Genomic DNA, 15,456 nt, shown 5'->3' on the forward strand with positions numbered 1-15,456 from the left:
CGCGAGATGTCGTTCGTGATCCCCCAGCCCACGTCGTCCACCTTCTCGCTGCTCACCGTCTGCACCGGCAACATCTGCCGGTCGCCCCTGGCCGAGCTCTACCTGCGCCGCGGTCTCTCGCCCCTCGACGACGTCACGGTGTCGAGCGCGGGCACCATGGCCGTCGACGACGACGTGATGCCCGAGCAGGCCCGGGCCCTGGCCCGGTCCTTCGACCTCGAGCCCGACGAGCACCGGGCGCGCTTCCTCTTCGAACGCGACGTGCGGGGCGCCGACCTCGTCATCGCCCTGGCCCGCGAGCACCGTCGCGCCGTGGTCTCGATGCACCCCCGGGCCAGCCGCTACACGTTCACCCTGCGCGAGGCCGCCCGTCTCGCCCGCGACGTGACCGACGTGCAACTGGCCGACGCCCTGCCGACGGGCGCCTCGTCCGTTGCCGACCGACTGCGGGCCACCGTCGCCCTCCTCGCCTCGCGCCGGGGCTCGGTCGAGGCTCCGAACGATCCGCTGGACGACGACGTGGTCGACCCGTACCGCCGGTCGGACGAGACGTTCGCCGAGTCGGGTCGCCAGCTGGTGCCCGCTGCCGACGTGCTCGTCGACCTGCTGACCCGCGCCACCACCCTCGCCGGGGGTGACCGCTGATGCCGGACGCACGTCGCAAGCGGGGCTCGCGAGCCCGGACCCGCCGCCGACTCGCCCTGATCGGCATCGGCGCCTTCGTCCTCGTCGACCTCGGACTCGTCGCGCTCGCGCTGACCCGCGAACCGTCTGGTCTGGCTGCCGACGCCGAGCCCGCCGTCACGTCGACGCCCCTGCCCGTCGAGACCACGGCCGTGCCGGAGCCCACCGAGACGCCGACGCCCGTGACCGAGGCCGAGGCCGTCACCCCGACGCGACTGCTGTCGGCGGTCGACGACGTCACCGCGTGGCGGGCCGAGTCCGGCACGTGCACGCCCGGGACGGCGGGGCCGTCCCCCACGCTCGAACTGACGACGTCGGCCGGGGCGACCTGGTCGCCGCTGTCGGTGTCCACGAGCGGTGACCCGGCTGCCGTCGACCGGGTGCAGGCCACGGACGCGGCCTCGGCCTTCGTCGTCGGCCCGGCCGGCACGACCTGCGCCACGGCGTTCGCGCAGACCTTCTCGGGCGGGGCCGAGTTCCGGGACTACCCCGAGCGACTGGCCGCCTCGTGGTTCGTCGCGCGGTCCGCCCCGGGCACCGTGCACTCCCCCGCGGGTGACCGTCCGGCTCCGTGCGCGGCGGTCGTCGACCTCGCGGTCGTCAGCGACACCGAAGCCGGCGTGCTGTGCAGCGACCGCCGGTTCTTCCGCACGCTCGACGGTGCCGGCACCTGGGACGCGGGCACCGCCGTCGACGGAGCCGTCGCGATCACGGCCGACGCCGGCGAGTACCTCGTCGCCGCGCTCGGAGCGGCCTCCTGCGAAGGGACGGCCCTCGAAGCGCCGTCCGCCACGCCGGGCACCGTCGCGACCCGCGTGGGCTGCGCTCCCGTGTCGTCCGAGACGCCGGGTTCGGTCGCCCTCTCCGGTGGCGGCGGCTCGGTCTGGTTGTGGGCCGGAGACGACGTGCTCGTGTCGTCCGACGGCGGGGTGACCTGGTGATCGACCGATTCATGGCCTCACCGGCCCGGCGCACCGGCCTGCAGGTCGTGCTCGACGCCCTGGTCTGGGTCGTCGCAATCGTCTTCGCCGTGTCGCTGCGCTACGACTTTTCGTACGAGGCGGTCGCGTGGAGCGCGGTCTTCGGCGTGGCCGCCGTGACCGTCGTGCTCGGCGCAGCCCTGGGTTACGCGACCGGTCTCTACCGACGCCGGTTCGTGCCGGGCAGCTTCGCCGAGGTGCGCACCATCATGCGGGTCGTGGTCGTGACCGGGATCGCCGTGGGCATCCCGGTGCTTGTGGTCGGCACGGAGATCATGCTGGCACGCAGCACGATGTTGATCGCCCTGCCGGTCGCCTTCGTCTTCATGGGAGCCCTGCGGTACGTTGCGAGGCTCTACGTCGAAGGTCGCCGTCGGCCGGGCGAGGGAGCCCAGCCGACGCTCATCTTCGGCGCGGGTCGTCTCGCGAACCACCTCATCCGCCGCATGCTGACGGACCCCGACTCGCCGTACCTCCCCGTGGGCCTGATCGAAGACGACCCTTCGCGGGCGGGGTTGCGCATCGAGGGGGTCCGCGTCCTGGGCACGCGTCACGACCTCGTCGCCGCGGCGGAGCGGAGTGGGGCGAAGGCGATCATCGTCGGCATCGCCAAGGCCGATGCCCCGCTGTTGCAGGACGTCACCGACCGGGCGGCCGAGGCCGGCCTGCGCGTCATGGTGCTGCCGTTGCTCGACGAGATCCTCGAGGGCAAGTCGCGTCTCGGTGACGTGCGCGACATCGCGATCGAGGACATCATCGGTCGCCACCCGGTCGACACGCAGGTGGAGTCGATCGCGGGCTACCTGGCCGGCAAGCGCGTGCTCGTGACGGGTGCGGGCGGCTCGATCGGCAGCGAGCTGTGCCGCCAGATCGCCAAGTTCTCGCCGGCCGAGCTGATCATGCTCGACCGTGACGAGACGGGCCTGCAGCAGTCGCAGCTGTCGATCTCGGGCAACGGCCTGCTCGACACCAAAGAGGTCGTGCTGGCCGACATCAGGGACCCGGAGGCGCTGCGAGCGATCTTCGCGGACCGTCGACCCGAGGTGGTCTTCCATGCGGCGGCGCTGAAGCACCTGCCGATGCTCGAGCAGTACCCCGACGAGGCCTGGAAGACCAACGTGCTCGGCACGCAGAACGTGCTCGACGCGAGCAAGGCGGTCGGGGTGACGACGTTCGTCAACATCTCGACCGACAAGGCCGCGAACCCGACGAGCGTGCTCGGGCACTCGAAGCGGCTCGCCGAGCGGTTGACGGCGTGGGCCGCCGACGAGACCGGTGCGCGCTATCTCTCGGTGCGGTTCGGCAACGTGTTGGGCAGCCGGGGCTCGATGCTGCCGGTGTTCACGTCGCTGATCGAGGCCGGTGGCCCGCTGACCATCACGCACCCCGACGTGACGCGGTTCTTCATGACCATCCCCGAGGCGTGCCACCTCGTCGTGCAGGCCGGCGGCATCGGTGCGCCCAGCGAGGTGCTCATCCTCGACATGGGCGAGCCCGTGCGCATCCTCGACATCGCCGAGCGCATGATCGCCATGTCGGGCCGTGACATCGGCATCGTCTACACCGGCCTGCGCGACGGCGAGAAGATGCACGAAGAGCTCGTCGGCCTCGGCGAGAGCGACAACCGCCCCGTGCACCCGAAGATCTCGCACACCACCGTGCCCGCCCTGCACCCGTCGCAGCTCGACGGCGTGCACGCCGACGTGGGCCCGTGGACCGCGGAGCTCACCCTCGACCCGAAACAGGAAGTCCCCGAGTGACCGAACGGATCTACATGAGCTCGCCCGACGTGGGCGAGCTGGAGGAGCAGTTTGTCCTCACCGCCATCCGTGGCGGCTGGATCGCGCCGCTAGGGCCTGACGTCGACGGCTTCGAGCGTGACGTCGCGGGGCGCGTGGGCGTCGACCACGGTGTCGCACTCAGCTCGGGCACGGCTGCTCTGCACGTCGCCCTCGTCGCCTGGGGTGTCGGGCCGGGCGACGTGGTGCCGACGTCCACGATGACCTTCGCGGCGACGGCGAACGCCATCGCCTACACGGGCGCGACGCCCTACTTCGTCGACTGCGACCCGGAGACCGGCAACATGGACCCCGGCCTCCTCGGTGAGGTCCTCGCCGAACTGCGGGCCGAGGGCGCTCGTGTCCCCGTCGTCGTGCCCGTCGACCTGCTGGGCAAGGCCGTGGACTACACGAGCATCCTCGAGCTCGCGAACGAGCACGGATCACGCGTCCTGTCCGACGCGGCAGAGTCGCTCGGCGCGACCCACGCCGGCCGTGCCGCGGGGTCGTTCGGTGACGCGTCGGTGGTGTCGTTCAACGGCAACAAGATCATGACGACCTCCGGCGGGGGCATGTTGCTCACCGACGACGGGGACCTCGCGACACGAGTGCGCTACCTGTCGACCCAGGCTCGGCAGCCTGTCACCCACTACGAGCACACCGAGATCGGGTACAACTACCGTCTCAGCAACCTGCTCGCGGCACTGGGCCGAGCCCAGCTCTCCCGGCTGGACGACATGATCGCTCGCCGACGTGCCGTTCGCGACCGCTACCGCGCGTTCTTCGCCGACGTCGACGGCATCGAGCTGTTCGGCGCCACCGGTGACGAGGGTGACAACTGCTGGTTGACATCGATCCTCGTCGACGAGACCACGACCGGTTACAGCACGACCGAGATATCGCGGGTCCTCGCCGAAGATCAGATCGAATCACGGCCACTGTGGAAGCCCATGCACCTCCAACCCGTCTTCGAGGGCGCCCGACAGCGGACCACGGGCGCGTCCGAGAACTTGTTCCGGAGGGGGCTCACCCTTCCGAGTGGTTCGGCGCTCACCGAGGCCGAGATGGATCGAGTCATCGCTGCGCTCTCGATCGTCACAGGAGAGGCCAGCGGGCGTGCCTGAGTTCGCGTCCTTCGAAGTCCTCGACCGGCGTGAACCCGACCAACTCGCGGCTTGGATGAGAGTCTGGACCGCGAGTGACGACGCGGACCCGTTCGCCCACCCCACGCACGTCGATCTCTTCACCGGCGAGGGCGATGCGGCATACTGCGCCGTGCTCACCTGGGACGGCGGTTCGATCCTGCTGCCCTTCGTCCTCCGTACCATAGACGGCACCAGGCATCACGACGTGACGTCGGCCTATGGCTACGGCGGCCCGTTCTCGAGTGGTGACGTCACGCTGGACCGCTGGCACGAACTCTGGGCCGGATTCGCAGCCTGGTGCACCGGTCAGGGCGTCGTGTCCGAGTTCCTCCGGTTCAGCACGTCCCCGGACCCGCACGACGTCGCCTACCCCGGGCAGTTGCACCATCGGTCGACCGTGATCGTCCGCTCGCTCGACCTCGAGCCCGAGGCCCTCTGGATGGACGTCGAGCACAAGGTGCGGAAGAGCGTCAACAAGGCCCGTCGATCGGGAGTCACGATCAGCGTCGACACCGAGGGAGGACGCCTCGAGGAGTTCCTCGCCATCTACGAGGGCACGATGGAGCGTCGCGGTGCGCACGAGCGCTACCTCTTCGGACGACGCTTCTTCGAACGCATCCGCGACGAGATGCGCGGTTCGTTCGCGTTCTTCCATGCCGACGTCGACGGCGTCATGGTCTCGACCGAACTCGTGCTGGCGGGCCGACGCACGTTGTACTCGTACCTCGGGGGCACGGACGACTCCGCATTCGCCCTCCGTCCGAACGACCTGTTGAAGCACGGTGTCATGACGTGGGGCGCTGAGACCGACAGAACCGCCTTCGTGCTCGGGGGCGGCGCCTCCCCCGGTGACGGCATCGAACGCTACAAGCTGTCGTTCGCTCCCGCGGGTGCTCGCCCGTTCTCCACTGGCGAGAGCATCGTCGACGCCGGGACGTACGCCGCGCTTTCCGGCGACGTCGACTCCGACGAGCCGTATTTCCCCGCCTACCGGAGGCCACGGCCGTGAAGATCCTCATCATCTCCCAGTGGTACGACCCCGAGCCGACCTTCAAGGGCCAGCTCTTCGCGGAGGAACTCGTTCGGCGTGGTCATGACGTCCAGGTGCTGACGGGATTCCCGAACTACCCGACCGGCACGCTCTACCCCGGCTGGACGATGCGCGTCTACCAGCGTGAGGTCGTGCGTGGCGTGCGCATCCTGCGGGTGCCGCTCTTCCCGAGCCACGACTCGTCGGCCCGCAACCGCGTGCTGAACTACGCGTCGTTCGCGCTCAGCGCCGCCGTGGGTGCGTTGTTCCTGCCCCGGCCCGACGTGGCCTACGTCTACCACCCACCGGCCACCGCGGCACTGCCTGCTCTCGTGCTCGCCCTCGTGAAGGACGTCCCCTTCGTCTACGACGTGCAGGACCTCTGGCCCGACTCCCTCGAGGCGACCGGCATGGTGTCCGACCATCGCGTGCTCCGAGCAGTCGCCTGGGGCATGCGCCGCCTGTACGCCGCGGCGACACGCGTCGTCGTCCTCTCCCCCGGCATGCGCACCCTGCTCGGCAGGCGTGGCACCCCCCAGGGCAAGACCGACGTGATCTACAACTGGGCGTACGAGAGCGACCTCGGAACCCGCCGGGACTCGACCGGCGTGGCTGTCGCGACCCGACCGGCGGAACTGCCCCATGCCTTCACGGTGACGTTCGCCGGCAACCTCGGCAGCGCGCAGGGGCTGGACGTCGTGCTCGACGCCGCCGAGATCCTCCGCGACGACCCCGGCGTCGCCTTCGTCATCGTCGGCACGGGCCTGGAGGAGGCGCGGCTGAAGCAGTCCGCCGTCGATCGCGGCCTCGAGGGCGTCATCTTCCTCCCCCGTCGACCGGTCACCGAGATCGGACCGATCCTCGACGCCTCCGACGCCCTCCTCGTGCACCTCGTCGACGAGCCGCTCTTCCAGGTGACCATCCCGTCCAAGACCCAGGCCTATCTCTTGACGGGGCGTCCGGTGCTGATGGGCGTCGCGGGTGACGCCTCCGAGCTCGTCGAGAAGGCGGGCGCGGGCCTGACGTTCCCGCCCGGCGACGCAGGAGCCTTGGCCGACCGCGTGCGTCGGCTTCGCACGATGTCCCCGGAGGCGAGGGCGGAGTTCGGCACCCGGGGCCGCCTCTTCTACGACGAGACGTTGTCGCTCCGCTCGGGCGCTGCGGCGTTCGAGCGCACCTTCGAGCGTGCCCGTCCCTTGCGCCCCTGGCGCCTCGCCGTGAAGCGTGGGGCCGACGCAGCCGGCAGCGCCGCGGCCCTGGCCGTACTCGCGCTTCCCATCGCCGGTCTGGCCGTCGCAGCCTCCCGGGCGCTGGGTACACCCGTGCTGTTCCGGCAGGAGCGCCCCGGGCGCCACGGTGAACCCTTCGAGATGGTCAAGTTCCGGACGATGAACGACGCACGGGGCCCGGACGGCGACCTGTTGCCCGACGGCGAGCGCCTCACCCGGTTCGGCAGCTTCCTGCGCTCGACGAGCCTCGACGAGCTGCCCAGCCTCGTCAACGTATTGCGCGGTGACATGTCGTTCGTCGGGCCTCGCCCGCTGCTGATGCGTTACACGCGCTGGTTCACCGCCGCAGAGAGACATCGACTCGACGTCCGTCCCGGAGTCACCGGCCTGGCGCAGGTCAGCGGCCGCAACACGACCCCGTGGGACGACCGCCTCGCCCTCGACGTGGACTACGTCCGTGGGCTGTCCCTGCGACGCGACCTGCGCCTCCTCGTCGCCACGCTGGCCCGGGTGACGCGGCGTTCCGGCGTGGTCGTCGACGCTGAATCGATCATGCAGAACTTGGACGACGAACGCCGCGATCGTGAGGCTCGCTCGTGAGTGTCGAGGTCCGACCTGCCGTGCTCGCCGACGTTCCCCTGCTCGCCGACCTGACCGCACGGTCGTTCGATGAGTCGCTGCACCCCTACCTCACGGTCGCGCAGGCGGGGGCGGCTCGATTCCTGGCGTTGGTCGTCACGCATCCGCACCTCCACCCCGGGCGCGAGTTGCTCGTCGCCGTCTCCGAGGAGGCGGTGGTCGGCTACGCAGACCTCCGCACCTCCCCCAAGGGCGACGCGTTCCTCAGCTACCTCTGCGTCGTCGAAGAGGCCCGCGGGCGCGGCGTCGCGACGGCCTTGCTCGACGCCTTCCGGGCCGAGCGTTCTCCCATGAGCCTGGCCCTCGACGTCTTCACCTCGAACGGGCCCGCGAATGCTCTATACGACCGGCTGGGTTTCGGCCGCGGGCCGTTGAGCACCTGGGTCACCCGTCCTCTGCCCGCCGCAGCGAGCGTCCCGGCACCCGTCGAGGCATTCGCCACCCAGCACGCGACCCAGGAGGCCTACGGCTTCTCGCAGTTCCGGACGGGCGACCTGCCGGTCGCGGGTGGGATGCGGGCTCCGTCGGGCTTCGGGCGGATCGGCGAGACCGTGCTCAAGTGCCTGACTCTCGCGGATTTCGACGACGACGACGTCCTCGCCGCTCTCCGGGCGTCGTTCCCCACCACGACGGAGGCGTTCGTCATCGTCGCCGACGACAGTCGCCCGGCATCTCCCCACAGCGTCGTCGTCACAAGCGAACGACGCACCCTCGACACCCGGCAGGACGCCACACGAACCAGGAGGCACGGCCGTGCAGCGTGACATCACCAAGAAGGCCCTCGAACGCAGCACCTACGAGCGGCCGGCGTTCTTCTACTCGTCGGCCCGCGAGGGCATGCTCGACCTGCTGAGGAACGTCCTGCAACCGGGCCGTGCCGTGGCCCTCCCGGCCTTCATCGGCTGGTCGCCGAACGAAGGCAGCGGCGTCTTCGACCCCGTCGAGGAGTCCGGTGTCGGGCGCCGCTTCTACGACCTGAACAGCGATCTCACGGTCGACCTCGCCTCGCTCGGGCAGACCTTGGCCGCGGGCGATGTGGGCGTGCTCGTGGTCATCCACTACTTCGGCCGCACCGACCCCGCCTGGCAGGAGGTCCGCCGCCTCGCCTCAGAGCACGACGTGTTCCTCGTCGAGGATCTGGCGCACGGCTGGTTCTCCGCCCTCGGCCGCGGGGCCTCCGGCACCTATGGCGAGGCGCAGCTCTACTCGCTGCACAAGATGTTACCGCTGGCGGACGGCGGCATGGTGACCTACCGCTCGCCCGGGCTCGTGAGCGGCCAGGCCTCCACCGAGCACGCCCTTCCGGGCCGCATGCTCAGCTATGACACCGAGGCCATCTCGGCACATCGCCGCCTCGTCTTCGAGCGCACCGGTACCGCTCTGGCCGAGCTCGCCCGGGACGACGACCGCTTCGCGTTGATGTGGCCGGACATGGGTGACGACGTCCCGCAGACCCTGCCGGTGCGCATCACCGGTGCCGATCGGGACCACGTCTACCGCTACATGAACGAGCACGGCGTCGGCATGGTCAGCCTGTACCACACGCTGATCCCCCAACTCCCGGCGGGCTTCGACGAGGTCCGGTCGATCTCGCGTCAGATCATCAATTTCCCTGTCCACCAGGACGTCGACCCCGACCGTGTCGACGGGATCGTCGCCCTGTTCCGGGAGGCGCTGGACGCCGCCACGACCGCCTCCTCCCCTTCGTCCGACGCCACCGCAGAGAGGCACGCATGAGCATCACCGACACGAACGACTACGAGGGTCGCACCGTCCTGATCACGGGAGGCACCGGTTCGTTCGGACGGACGGTCGCACATAAGCTGCTGTCCTCGGGTGTCGCGCAGGTCCGCATCCTCAGCCGTGACGAGGCCAAGCAGGACCAGATGAGGCACGACCTGGGAGACGGACGCGCGCGGTTCTACGTCGGCGACGTGCGCGACTACCTCAGCGTCGAACGCGCTGCGCGAGACGTCGACTACGTCTTCCACGCGGCGGCCCTCAAGCAGGTACCCTCGTGCGAGTTCTTCCCGATCGAGGCCGTCAAGACGAACGTCCTCGGCAGCGAGAACGTGGTTCGCGCGAGCGAGGAGGCGGGTGTGTCATCCCTCGTCTGTCTCAGCACCGACAAAGCCGTCTACCCGGTCAACGCCATGGGCATGAGCAAGGCGATGATGGAGAAGGTGGCGCAGTCCCACGGGCTGAACAATCCGAACGCCGTCACCACCGTGTCCTGCGTGCGCTACGGCAACGTCATGTATTCGAGGGGATCAGTCATCCCGCTCTTCATCTCGCAGCTCAAGGCCGGCAAGGATCTCACCGTGACCGATCCCGCCATGACCCGGTTCATGATGTCGCTGCCGTCGTCGGTCGACCTCGTCGAGCATGCCTTCCGCAACGCCCGGCAGGGCGACCTGTTCATCCGGAAGGCCGCGGCCTGCACGATGGGCGACCTCGCCCAGGCGGTGATCAACGTGTTCCGCAGTGAGCGACGGGTGACCGTGATCGGCACCCGCCACGCCGAGAAGGTGTCCGAGGCACTGGCGAACCGCGAGGAGCTCTCTCGGGCCGAGGACATGGGCGATTACTTCCGCATCTCCGCCGACAAACGTGACCTCAACTACAGCGCCTTCTTCGAGGAGGGCGATCCGCAGCAGGTCGAGTTCACCGACTACGACTCCCACACCGTCGACCGGATGACCGTGGACGAGGTCGAGCAGATGCTCCTGTCGCTGCCCGAGGTGCGTTCCGAGCTCGCGCTGGCCGGCATCGAAGCGCCGGAACGGTCCGCATGAAGATCGCGATGACCGGGGCGGGCGGGTTCGTCGGCTGGCATACCCGGGCTTACCTCCACTCGATCGGCGAACACGACGTGCACGCGTTCGCGGTCGGTTCGGCCTTCGACACCAGCGCGGCCGACGTGGCTGTGTCGGGGTCGGACCGGCTGCTGCTGATCGCCGGCGTGAACCGTGGCAGCGACGACGAAGTCCGGGACGGGAACCTGCTCTTCGCCGAGCAGGCCGCAGTGGCCCTCCGAGCCGCCGCGGCCCCACCCCGCCTCGTCGTGTTCGCGAGCTCGACCCAGGTCGGCAACGGCTCGGTGTACGGGCAGGCGAAGCACGAGGCGTCCGAGGTCGTACGGGTTGCTTCCGAGGCCGTCGGAGCGCGCTTCGTCGACCTGCGTCTGCCCAACCTCTTCGGTGAGCACGGGCGCCCCTTCTACAACTCGGTCACGGCGACGTTCTGCCACTTGCTGAGTCGGGGTGAAACGCCGTCGGTCGAGATCGACAACACGCTGAGCCTGCTGCACGTTCAGCACGCGGTAGAGGCTCTGGTGGAGGGCAGCCCGAGCAGCGTCCTCGAGCCGCACGTCACGGTGTCGTCCGTCTCGTCGCTGCTCTCGACCCTCTCGACCTTCGCCGAGGTCTACGAGCGGGGCGACGTACCCGCCTTGAGGAGCGACTTCGAGCGGGACCTGTTCAACACCTTCCGGTCGTTCGCCTTCGAGGTCTCGACACGCCTCGACCTGCAACAGAACGCCGACGATCGAGGCAGCTTCACCGAGGTGATCAGGTCGCACGGTGGATCGGGCCAGACGTCGTTCTCGACGACGGTGCCGGGCGTCACGCGAGGTCAGCACTACCATCGGCGCAAGATGGAGCGCTTCACGGTGCTGGCCGGCTCGGCCGACATCCGCCTCCGCCGCCTGTTCTCTGACGACGTCGTGACGGTCTCGGTCGACGGTGATCGACCGTGTTCCGTCGACATGCCGACCTTCTGGGCACACTCGATCACCAACACCGGCGACGACGTGCTCTACACGATGTTCTGGTCGAACGAGATCTTCGACCCCGCAGCCCCCGACACCATCCCGGAGACCGTATGACCACCCCCGCCCCTCGTCTCAAGGTCGTGACCGTCGTCGGGACGCGCCCCGAGATCATCCGCCTCTCGGCCGTGATCAAACGCTTGGACGAACACGTCGACCACGTGCTGGTGCACACCGGCCAGAACTACGACTACGAGCTCAACGAGGTGTTCTTCGAAGACCTCGGGCTGCGTCGTCCCGATCACTTCCTCGAAGCCGACACGTCCTCGCTCGGAGCCGTGCTGGGCAGCATCCTCGTGTCGATCGAGAAGGTGCTCGTCGACGAGCGACCCGATGCCTTCCTGGTGCTCGGTGACACGAACAGCAGCATCTCTGCGGTCATCGCCAAGCGCTTGAAGATCCCGGTCTTCCACATGGAGGCCGGCAACCGTTCATTCGACGAGAACGTGCCCGAAGAGACCAACCGGCGGTTGGTCGACCACGTGGCCGACTACAACCTCGTCTACACCGAGCACGCCCGCCGCAACTTGCTGGCCGAGGGACTGCACCCGTCGCGCATCCGCCTCACCGGTTCTCCGATGAAGGAGGTGCTGGCCCAGAACGCGGACGGTGTCGCCGCGAGCACCGTCCTCGCGGACGAGGACCTGGAGTCGGGCGGCTACTTCTTGGTCAGCCTGCACCGCGAGGAGAACGTCGACCACGCCGGCCGTCTCGAGTCGATCCTGCGCGGCTTGAACGACGTCGGACACCAGTACGACCTGCCGGTGCTGGTGTCCACGCATCCGCGGACGCGCATCCGGCTGGAGGCGCTCGACCGCTCGTTCGATCGACTGCGGTTCCACAAGCCATTCGGGTTCCACGACTACCTGGCCCTGCAGAAATCAGCTCGTCTCGTCCTGTCGGACAGCGGCACGATCGCCGAAGAGTCATCGCTGCTGGGCTTCCCGGCCGTCACCCTTCGCGATGCCATCGAGCGCCCCGAGGCCGAGGACACCGGTGGAATCGTTCTCGCCGGTACGGGGGCGGATTCGATCGGGCGCGCGGTGTCTTACGTACTTTCGGAAGCAGCGGGGCATGCAATGCGGAAAGCTCCTGAGGATTACCGCATCGACGATGTCGCTCACCGAGTCCTGGCAATCATCTTGTCTCAGACACCAACCCATGCGCAGCGATCTGGTCTTCACGTCCGATGATTAGAGCAGCCGTAGAATTTCTCAGACAGATAGTCCGCGCACAGCGGCGCCTTTTTCTTCACGTCTCTTACCGCGGACATGCGAGTTGGGGTCGGGGGTTTGTCGTGGGACCGAGGCCACATGTAGCACCGGGTACATCCTTCGCCGCGGGATCGCGCGTTCACATCGGAAGCGACTTCGTGAATCATTGCAACACGGTCATCGGGAATGACGTGATGATCTCCTCAGAAGTGGCCTTCATCGGTAACGACCACCCATTCGACGACTCCATGCTCACCCTCGTCGACTTTGCACCGAACGGGCCGAGCCGGGTGACCCTCATGGGTGACAATTTGATCGGTTTTCGAGCCATCATCCGTGGGCCAGTCACGATCGGCAAGGGAGCGATTGTCGGCGCAGGCTCTCTGGTCACTTCGGACATACCCGAGAATGCGATCGCCTACGGGTCTCCTGCTCGGGTCCGATCGATGAGAAGGCCTTCGACAGATGAATGAGGCGTCCAAGGTCAGGGTCCTCGTGGCCTATCCCTTCATGCATCACTACCGCTATGGAGTCTTCTCGGCTCTCGACACCGATGAACGTCTCGACGTGACCTTCGCGTCGGCAACTAAGGGCAGGAACGGCGTCGCGAGCATTCCGCCCGAACGCTTCAAGAGACATGTTGCGACGAGAACGACGTATTTCCGCCGGTTTTCTTACCAGACCAAAATCCTGGGTCTCGCGCTCAGTTCGCGTTTTGACACGTTGGTCTTTCTCGGCGATGTATGGAGCTTTTCCACGTGGCTGGGAGCTCTAGCCGGTCGATTCACGCGTAAGGACGTACTTTTCTGGACCATCGGTTGGCACCGCCCAGAGAAGGGCATCCTCAAGCGCCTCCGGCTCCTCTTCTACGGCATGGCCGGTGAATTGCTCTTGTACGGCAACGTCGGCAAGAAGATCGGGGCGGCGATGGGATACACCCCAGGTCGAATGACCGTCATCTACAACAGCCACGTCAGTTCGCACCAGGAGACGGCGACGTCTGACGGGTCCGTCGAGGGGCAGTTGCGCGATGCGTCGTGCGCAGTGGGCGCCGTCGTCAGGCTCAACCCGACGAAAAGAATCGACCTCCTCATCCAAGCCGTGGGTCTACTCAAGGAACGAGGTCGAGATGTCCAAGTGATCTTGGCCGGGGAGGGGCCGGAACTCCAGAGGCTTCAGCAATTGGCAGAGGCCACAGGTGTCCGAGTCGTGTTCCTCGGTGCCGTCTATGCGGAGTCAGATCTCAGAATTGTCTACTCGCACCTGCGGGCCACGGTCATTCCCGCCGCCGCTGGCCTAAGTGTCATTCAGAGCCTGAGCCACGGCGTGCCGGTCATCACAGATGACGACGACTACGGCCAGATGCCGGAAGCTGAGGCGATCCAACCTGGAGTCACCGGTTCGCGGTATCCAAAGGGGGACGTCGCCGCGCTTGCTGCAGCCATCGAACGTTGGTTGCCGTCGCGAGACGATTCAGCACTGGCCGAAGCCGCGAGGCTAGAGGTCATTACGCGCTGGTCCGCGTCCTCACAAGCGCGTGCCATCAGTGCCCGCATCTTGGCCCGTCGGAGATCACGGTGAGGGCATCTGCGGTGGCGAAGAGGCCGGCTCGCGTCCTGGACGGGCTCCTGGTTGTCGCATTTTCGCTCGTCGGCATAGGCAACCTGGTGCTGTCGCTCTCCATACGCGAGGCTCTCCGGGTCGATTACTTCACGCTTGCCCTAGGACTCACCGTCGGCGTCATTCTTCTGCGGCTCGCTACCGTCGGGCAGCGACTCGCAGCTTGGTGGCAAGGCTTACTGTTCTTCACCCTGTGTCTTCCGGGCTTCCTGTCCCAGGACATGACCCCCTACGGTGTGACCAAGTTGCAAGCCCTCTGCGTCATGCTTCTCATCATCGTCGCGGCTTCCGCTGTGGACGACCTGGCCTGGCTCGTTTCCACACTGAGTGTCGTACTCCTCACCGTGTGCTCGCTCTTCTCGATTGGCACGCTCCTCCTGGGGGCACCCGACGAAGCCGGGCGCCTCACCTTCCTCGGGCTCAATCCCATCGGAGTAGGTCGAGCGGCCGGGCTGGCGACAATCCTGGCCCTGATCTATATCTTCGCGTCGCCTCGGAAACGCGTTCGATCCCTGGTCCCTCTTCTCGCAGCTGCTTCGATAGGTGTCGTCGTCGTCGTCGCGACCGGCAGCCGCGGCCCCTTGGTCGCAATAGGCGCGGCTTTCGCGGCGCTCCTGCTCTTAATGGCTGTCAACAGGCGGATGAGCTTCAGAGCACTCGCCGTCGTGGCAACCGTCGCAATCCTGGGTTCCAGCTTTGCGGGGTTCATCGGCGGGTCTGGTCTAAGCCGCATTCTGAGCGCGTCCGACTCTGGGCGAAGCCTCCTGTACGAAGAATCGCTGGCATTAGCGTTGGCCAATCCTCTCGGCATCGGATGGGGCCGTTTGGGTCAGTACATCGTGGACTTCGGCGTGACCGACACCCAGGGTCTCTATCCTCACAATGTCTTCCTCGAGGTCTTCGTCGAGGGCGGCATCTTCGCCCTTCTCGCGGTGGCTCTCCTCGTGCTCGTCAGCCTCAAGCGCGCGTGGGGTGCTGCCGCCGGGCACGCCGTTCTCACACCAGTTCTGGTGATCTTGATCTATGCGCTCGTCAGCGCCCAGTTCAGCAGCGACATCGTCGGTAACCGCTTGCTATGGCTCTCGATTGCCCTGGCTCTGTCCTGCAGAAGATTCATCGGCAAGTCAGAGTCGGCCGCGAGCAGAAGAGCACGCCGTCGGCCGGCAAGACGCGGCCGAGTAATCACCCGGGGCCCCGTCGCAGGCAGTCCGGTAACGGGAGGCGGCGCCGGCTCGTCTGCGGCGCTGACACGCATGCCGGGTCCGGGCGGCCGCAACAGTGGGGACATCTTCCTGTGACGGATCAGGA

At 67.6% G+C, this 15,456-nt stretch carries 14 protein-coding genes; all 14 read left to right on the forward strand.

Translation table 11 applies throughout. From position 1 onward, the window contains the following. Positions 1 to 6: 6 nt before the first annotated feature. The 14 genes from SJY14_RS11405 (at position 7) to SJY14_RS11470 (ending at position 15,446) form a co-directional block, all read left to right on the forward strand. Positions 7 to 645 carry a hypothetical protein gene (locus tag SJY14_RS11405; protein WP_071254111.1) on the forward strand — a complete coding sequence of 213 codons (639 nt, stop codon included), beginning with the start codon at positions 7 to 9 and terminating at the stop codon, positions 643 to 645. Continuing rightward, positions 645 to 1,625 carry a hypothetical protein gene (locus SJY14_RS11410; protein WP_396598955.1) on the forward strand — a complete coding sequence of 327 codons (981 nt, stop codon included), beginning with the start codon at positions 645 to 647 and terminating at the stop codon, positions 1,623 to 1,625. The genes SJY14_RS11405 and SJY14_RS11410 overlap by 1 nt, the downstream gene beginning before the upstream one ends. Continuing rightward, positions 1,622 to 3,424 (forward strand): polysaccharide biosynthesis protein, encoded by a 1,803-nt coding sequence (locus SJY14_RS11415; protein WP_396598956.1) that lies wholly within the window; start codon positions 1,622 to 1,624, stop codon positions 3,422 to 3,424. The genes SJY14_RS11410 and SJY14_RS11415 overlap by 4 nt, the downstream gene beginning before the upstream one ends. Next, a complete protein-coding gene (locus SJY14_RS11420) occupies positions 3,421 to 4,566 on the forward strand; it encodes a DegT/DnrJ/EryC1/StrS family aminotransferase (RefSeq protein ID WP_396598957.1) in 1,146 nt (381 codons plus the stop codon). The genes SJY14_RS11415 and SJY14_RS11420 overlap by 4 nt, the downstream gene beginning before the upstream one ends. Further along, a complete protein-coding gene (locus tag SJY14_RS11425) occupies positions 4,559 to 5,596 on the forward strand; it encodes a GNAT family N-acetyltransferase (RefSeq protein ID WP_396598958.1) in 1,038 nt (345 codons plus the stop codon). Before SJY14_RS11420 ends, SJY14_RS11425 begins: the two co-directional genes overlap by 8 nt. After that, entirely contained in the window at positions 5,593 to 7,446 is a 1,854-nt protein-coding gene (locus SJY14_RS11430; protein WP_396598959.1) for a sugar transferase, read from the forward strand. Before SJY14_RS11425 ends, SJY14_RS11430 begins: the two co-directional genes overlap by 4 nt. Next, on the forward strand, positions 7,443 to 8,249 hold the full coding sequence (locus tag SJY14_RS11435; RefSeq protein WP_396598960.1) for a GNAT family N-acetyltransferase: 807 nt from the start codon (positions 7,443 to 7,445) through the stop codon (positions 8,247 to 8,249). The genes SJY14_RS11430 and SJY14_RS11435 overlap by 4 nt, the downstream gene beginning before the upstream one ends. Beyond that, positions 8,239 to 9,222, forward strand: coding sequence for a DegT/DnrJ/EryC1/StrS family aminotransferase (locus tag SJY14_RS11440; protein ID WP_071254119.1), 984 nt, complete (start codon positions 8,239 to 8,241; stop codon positions 9,220 to 9,222). The genes SJY14_RS11435 and SJY14_RS11440 overlap by 11 nt, the downstream gene beginning before the upstream one ends. Beyond that, positions 9,219 to 10,280, forward strand: coding sequence for an SDR family NAD(P)-dependent oxidoreductase (locus tag SJY14_RS11445; protein WP_396598961.1), 1,062 nt, complete (start codon positions 9,219 to 9,221; stop codon positions 10,278 to 10,280). The genes SJY14_RS11440 and SJY14_RS11445 overlap by 4 nt, the downstream gene beginning before the upstream one ends. Continuing rightward, a complete protein-coding gene (locus tag SJY14_RS11450; protein ID WP_396598962.1) occupies positions 10,277 to 11,371 on the forward strand; it encodes an NAD-dependent epimerase/dehydratase family protein in 1,095 nt (364 codons plus the stop codon). Before SJY14_RS11445 ends, SJY14_RS11450 begins: the two co-directional genes overlap by 4 nt. Then, a complete protein-coding gene (wecB, locus tag SJY14_RS11455; protein ID WP_396600275.1) occupies positions 11,368 to 12,507 on the forward strand; it encodes a non-hydrolyzing UDP-N-acetylglucosamine 2-epimerase in 1,140 nt (379 codons plus the stop codon). Before SJY14_RS11450 ends, wecB begins: the two co-directional genes overlap by 4 nt. Before the next feature lie 215 nt (positions 12,508 to 12,722). Next, positions 12,723 to 13,001: an acyltransferase gene (locus SJY14_RS11460; RefSeq protein WP_396598963.1), complete on the forward strand. Its 279-nt coding sequence runs from the start codon at positions 12,723 to 12,725 to the stop codon at positions 12,999 to 13,001. Positions 13,002 to 13,023: 22 nt separating this feature from the next. Continuing rightward, positions 13,024 to 14,109, forward strand: a complete 1,086-nt coding sequence (locus SJY14_RS11465; RefSeq protein WP_396598964.1) for a glycosyltransferase — start codon at positions 13,024 to 13,026, stop codon at positions 14,107 to 14,109. An 11-nt stretch (positions 14,110 to 14,120) separates the two neighbouring features. Then, positions 14,121 to 15,446: an O-antigen ligase family protein gene (locus tag SJY14_RS11470; RefSeq protein ID WP_396598965.1), complete on the forward strand. Its 1,326-nt coding sequence runs from the start codon at positions 14,121 to 14,123 to the stop codon at positions 15,444 to 15,446. The last annotated feature ends 10 nt before the right edge of the window (positions 15,447 to 15,456 follow it).

The sequence above is a fragment of the Frigoribacterium sp. R86507 genome (genome assembly GCF_044597695.1).
In the GTDB taxonomy this organism is placed as follows: Bacteria; Actinomycetota; Actinomycetes; order Actinomycetales; family Microbacteriaceae; genus Frigoribacterium.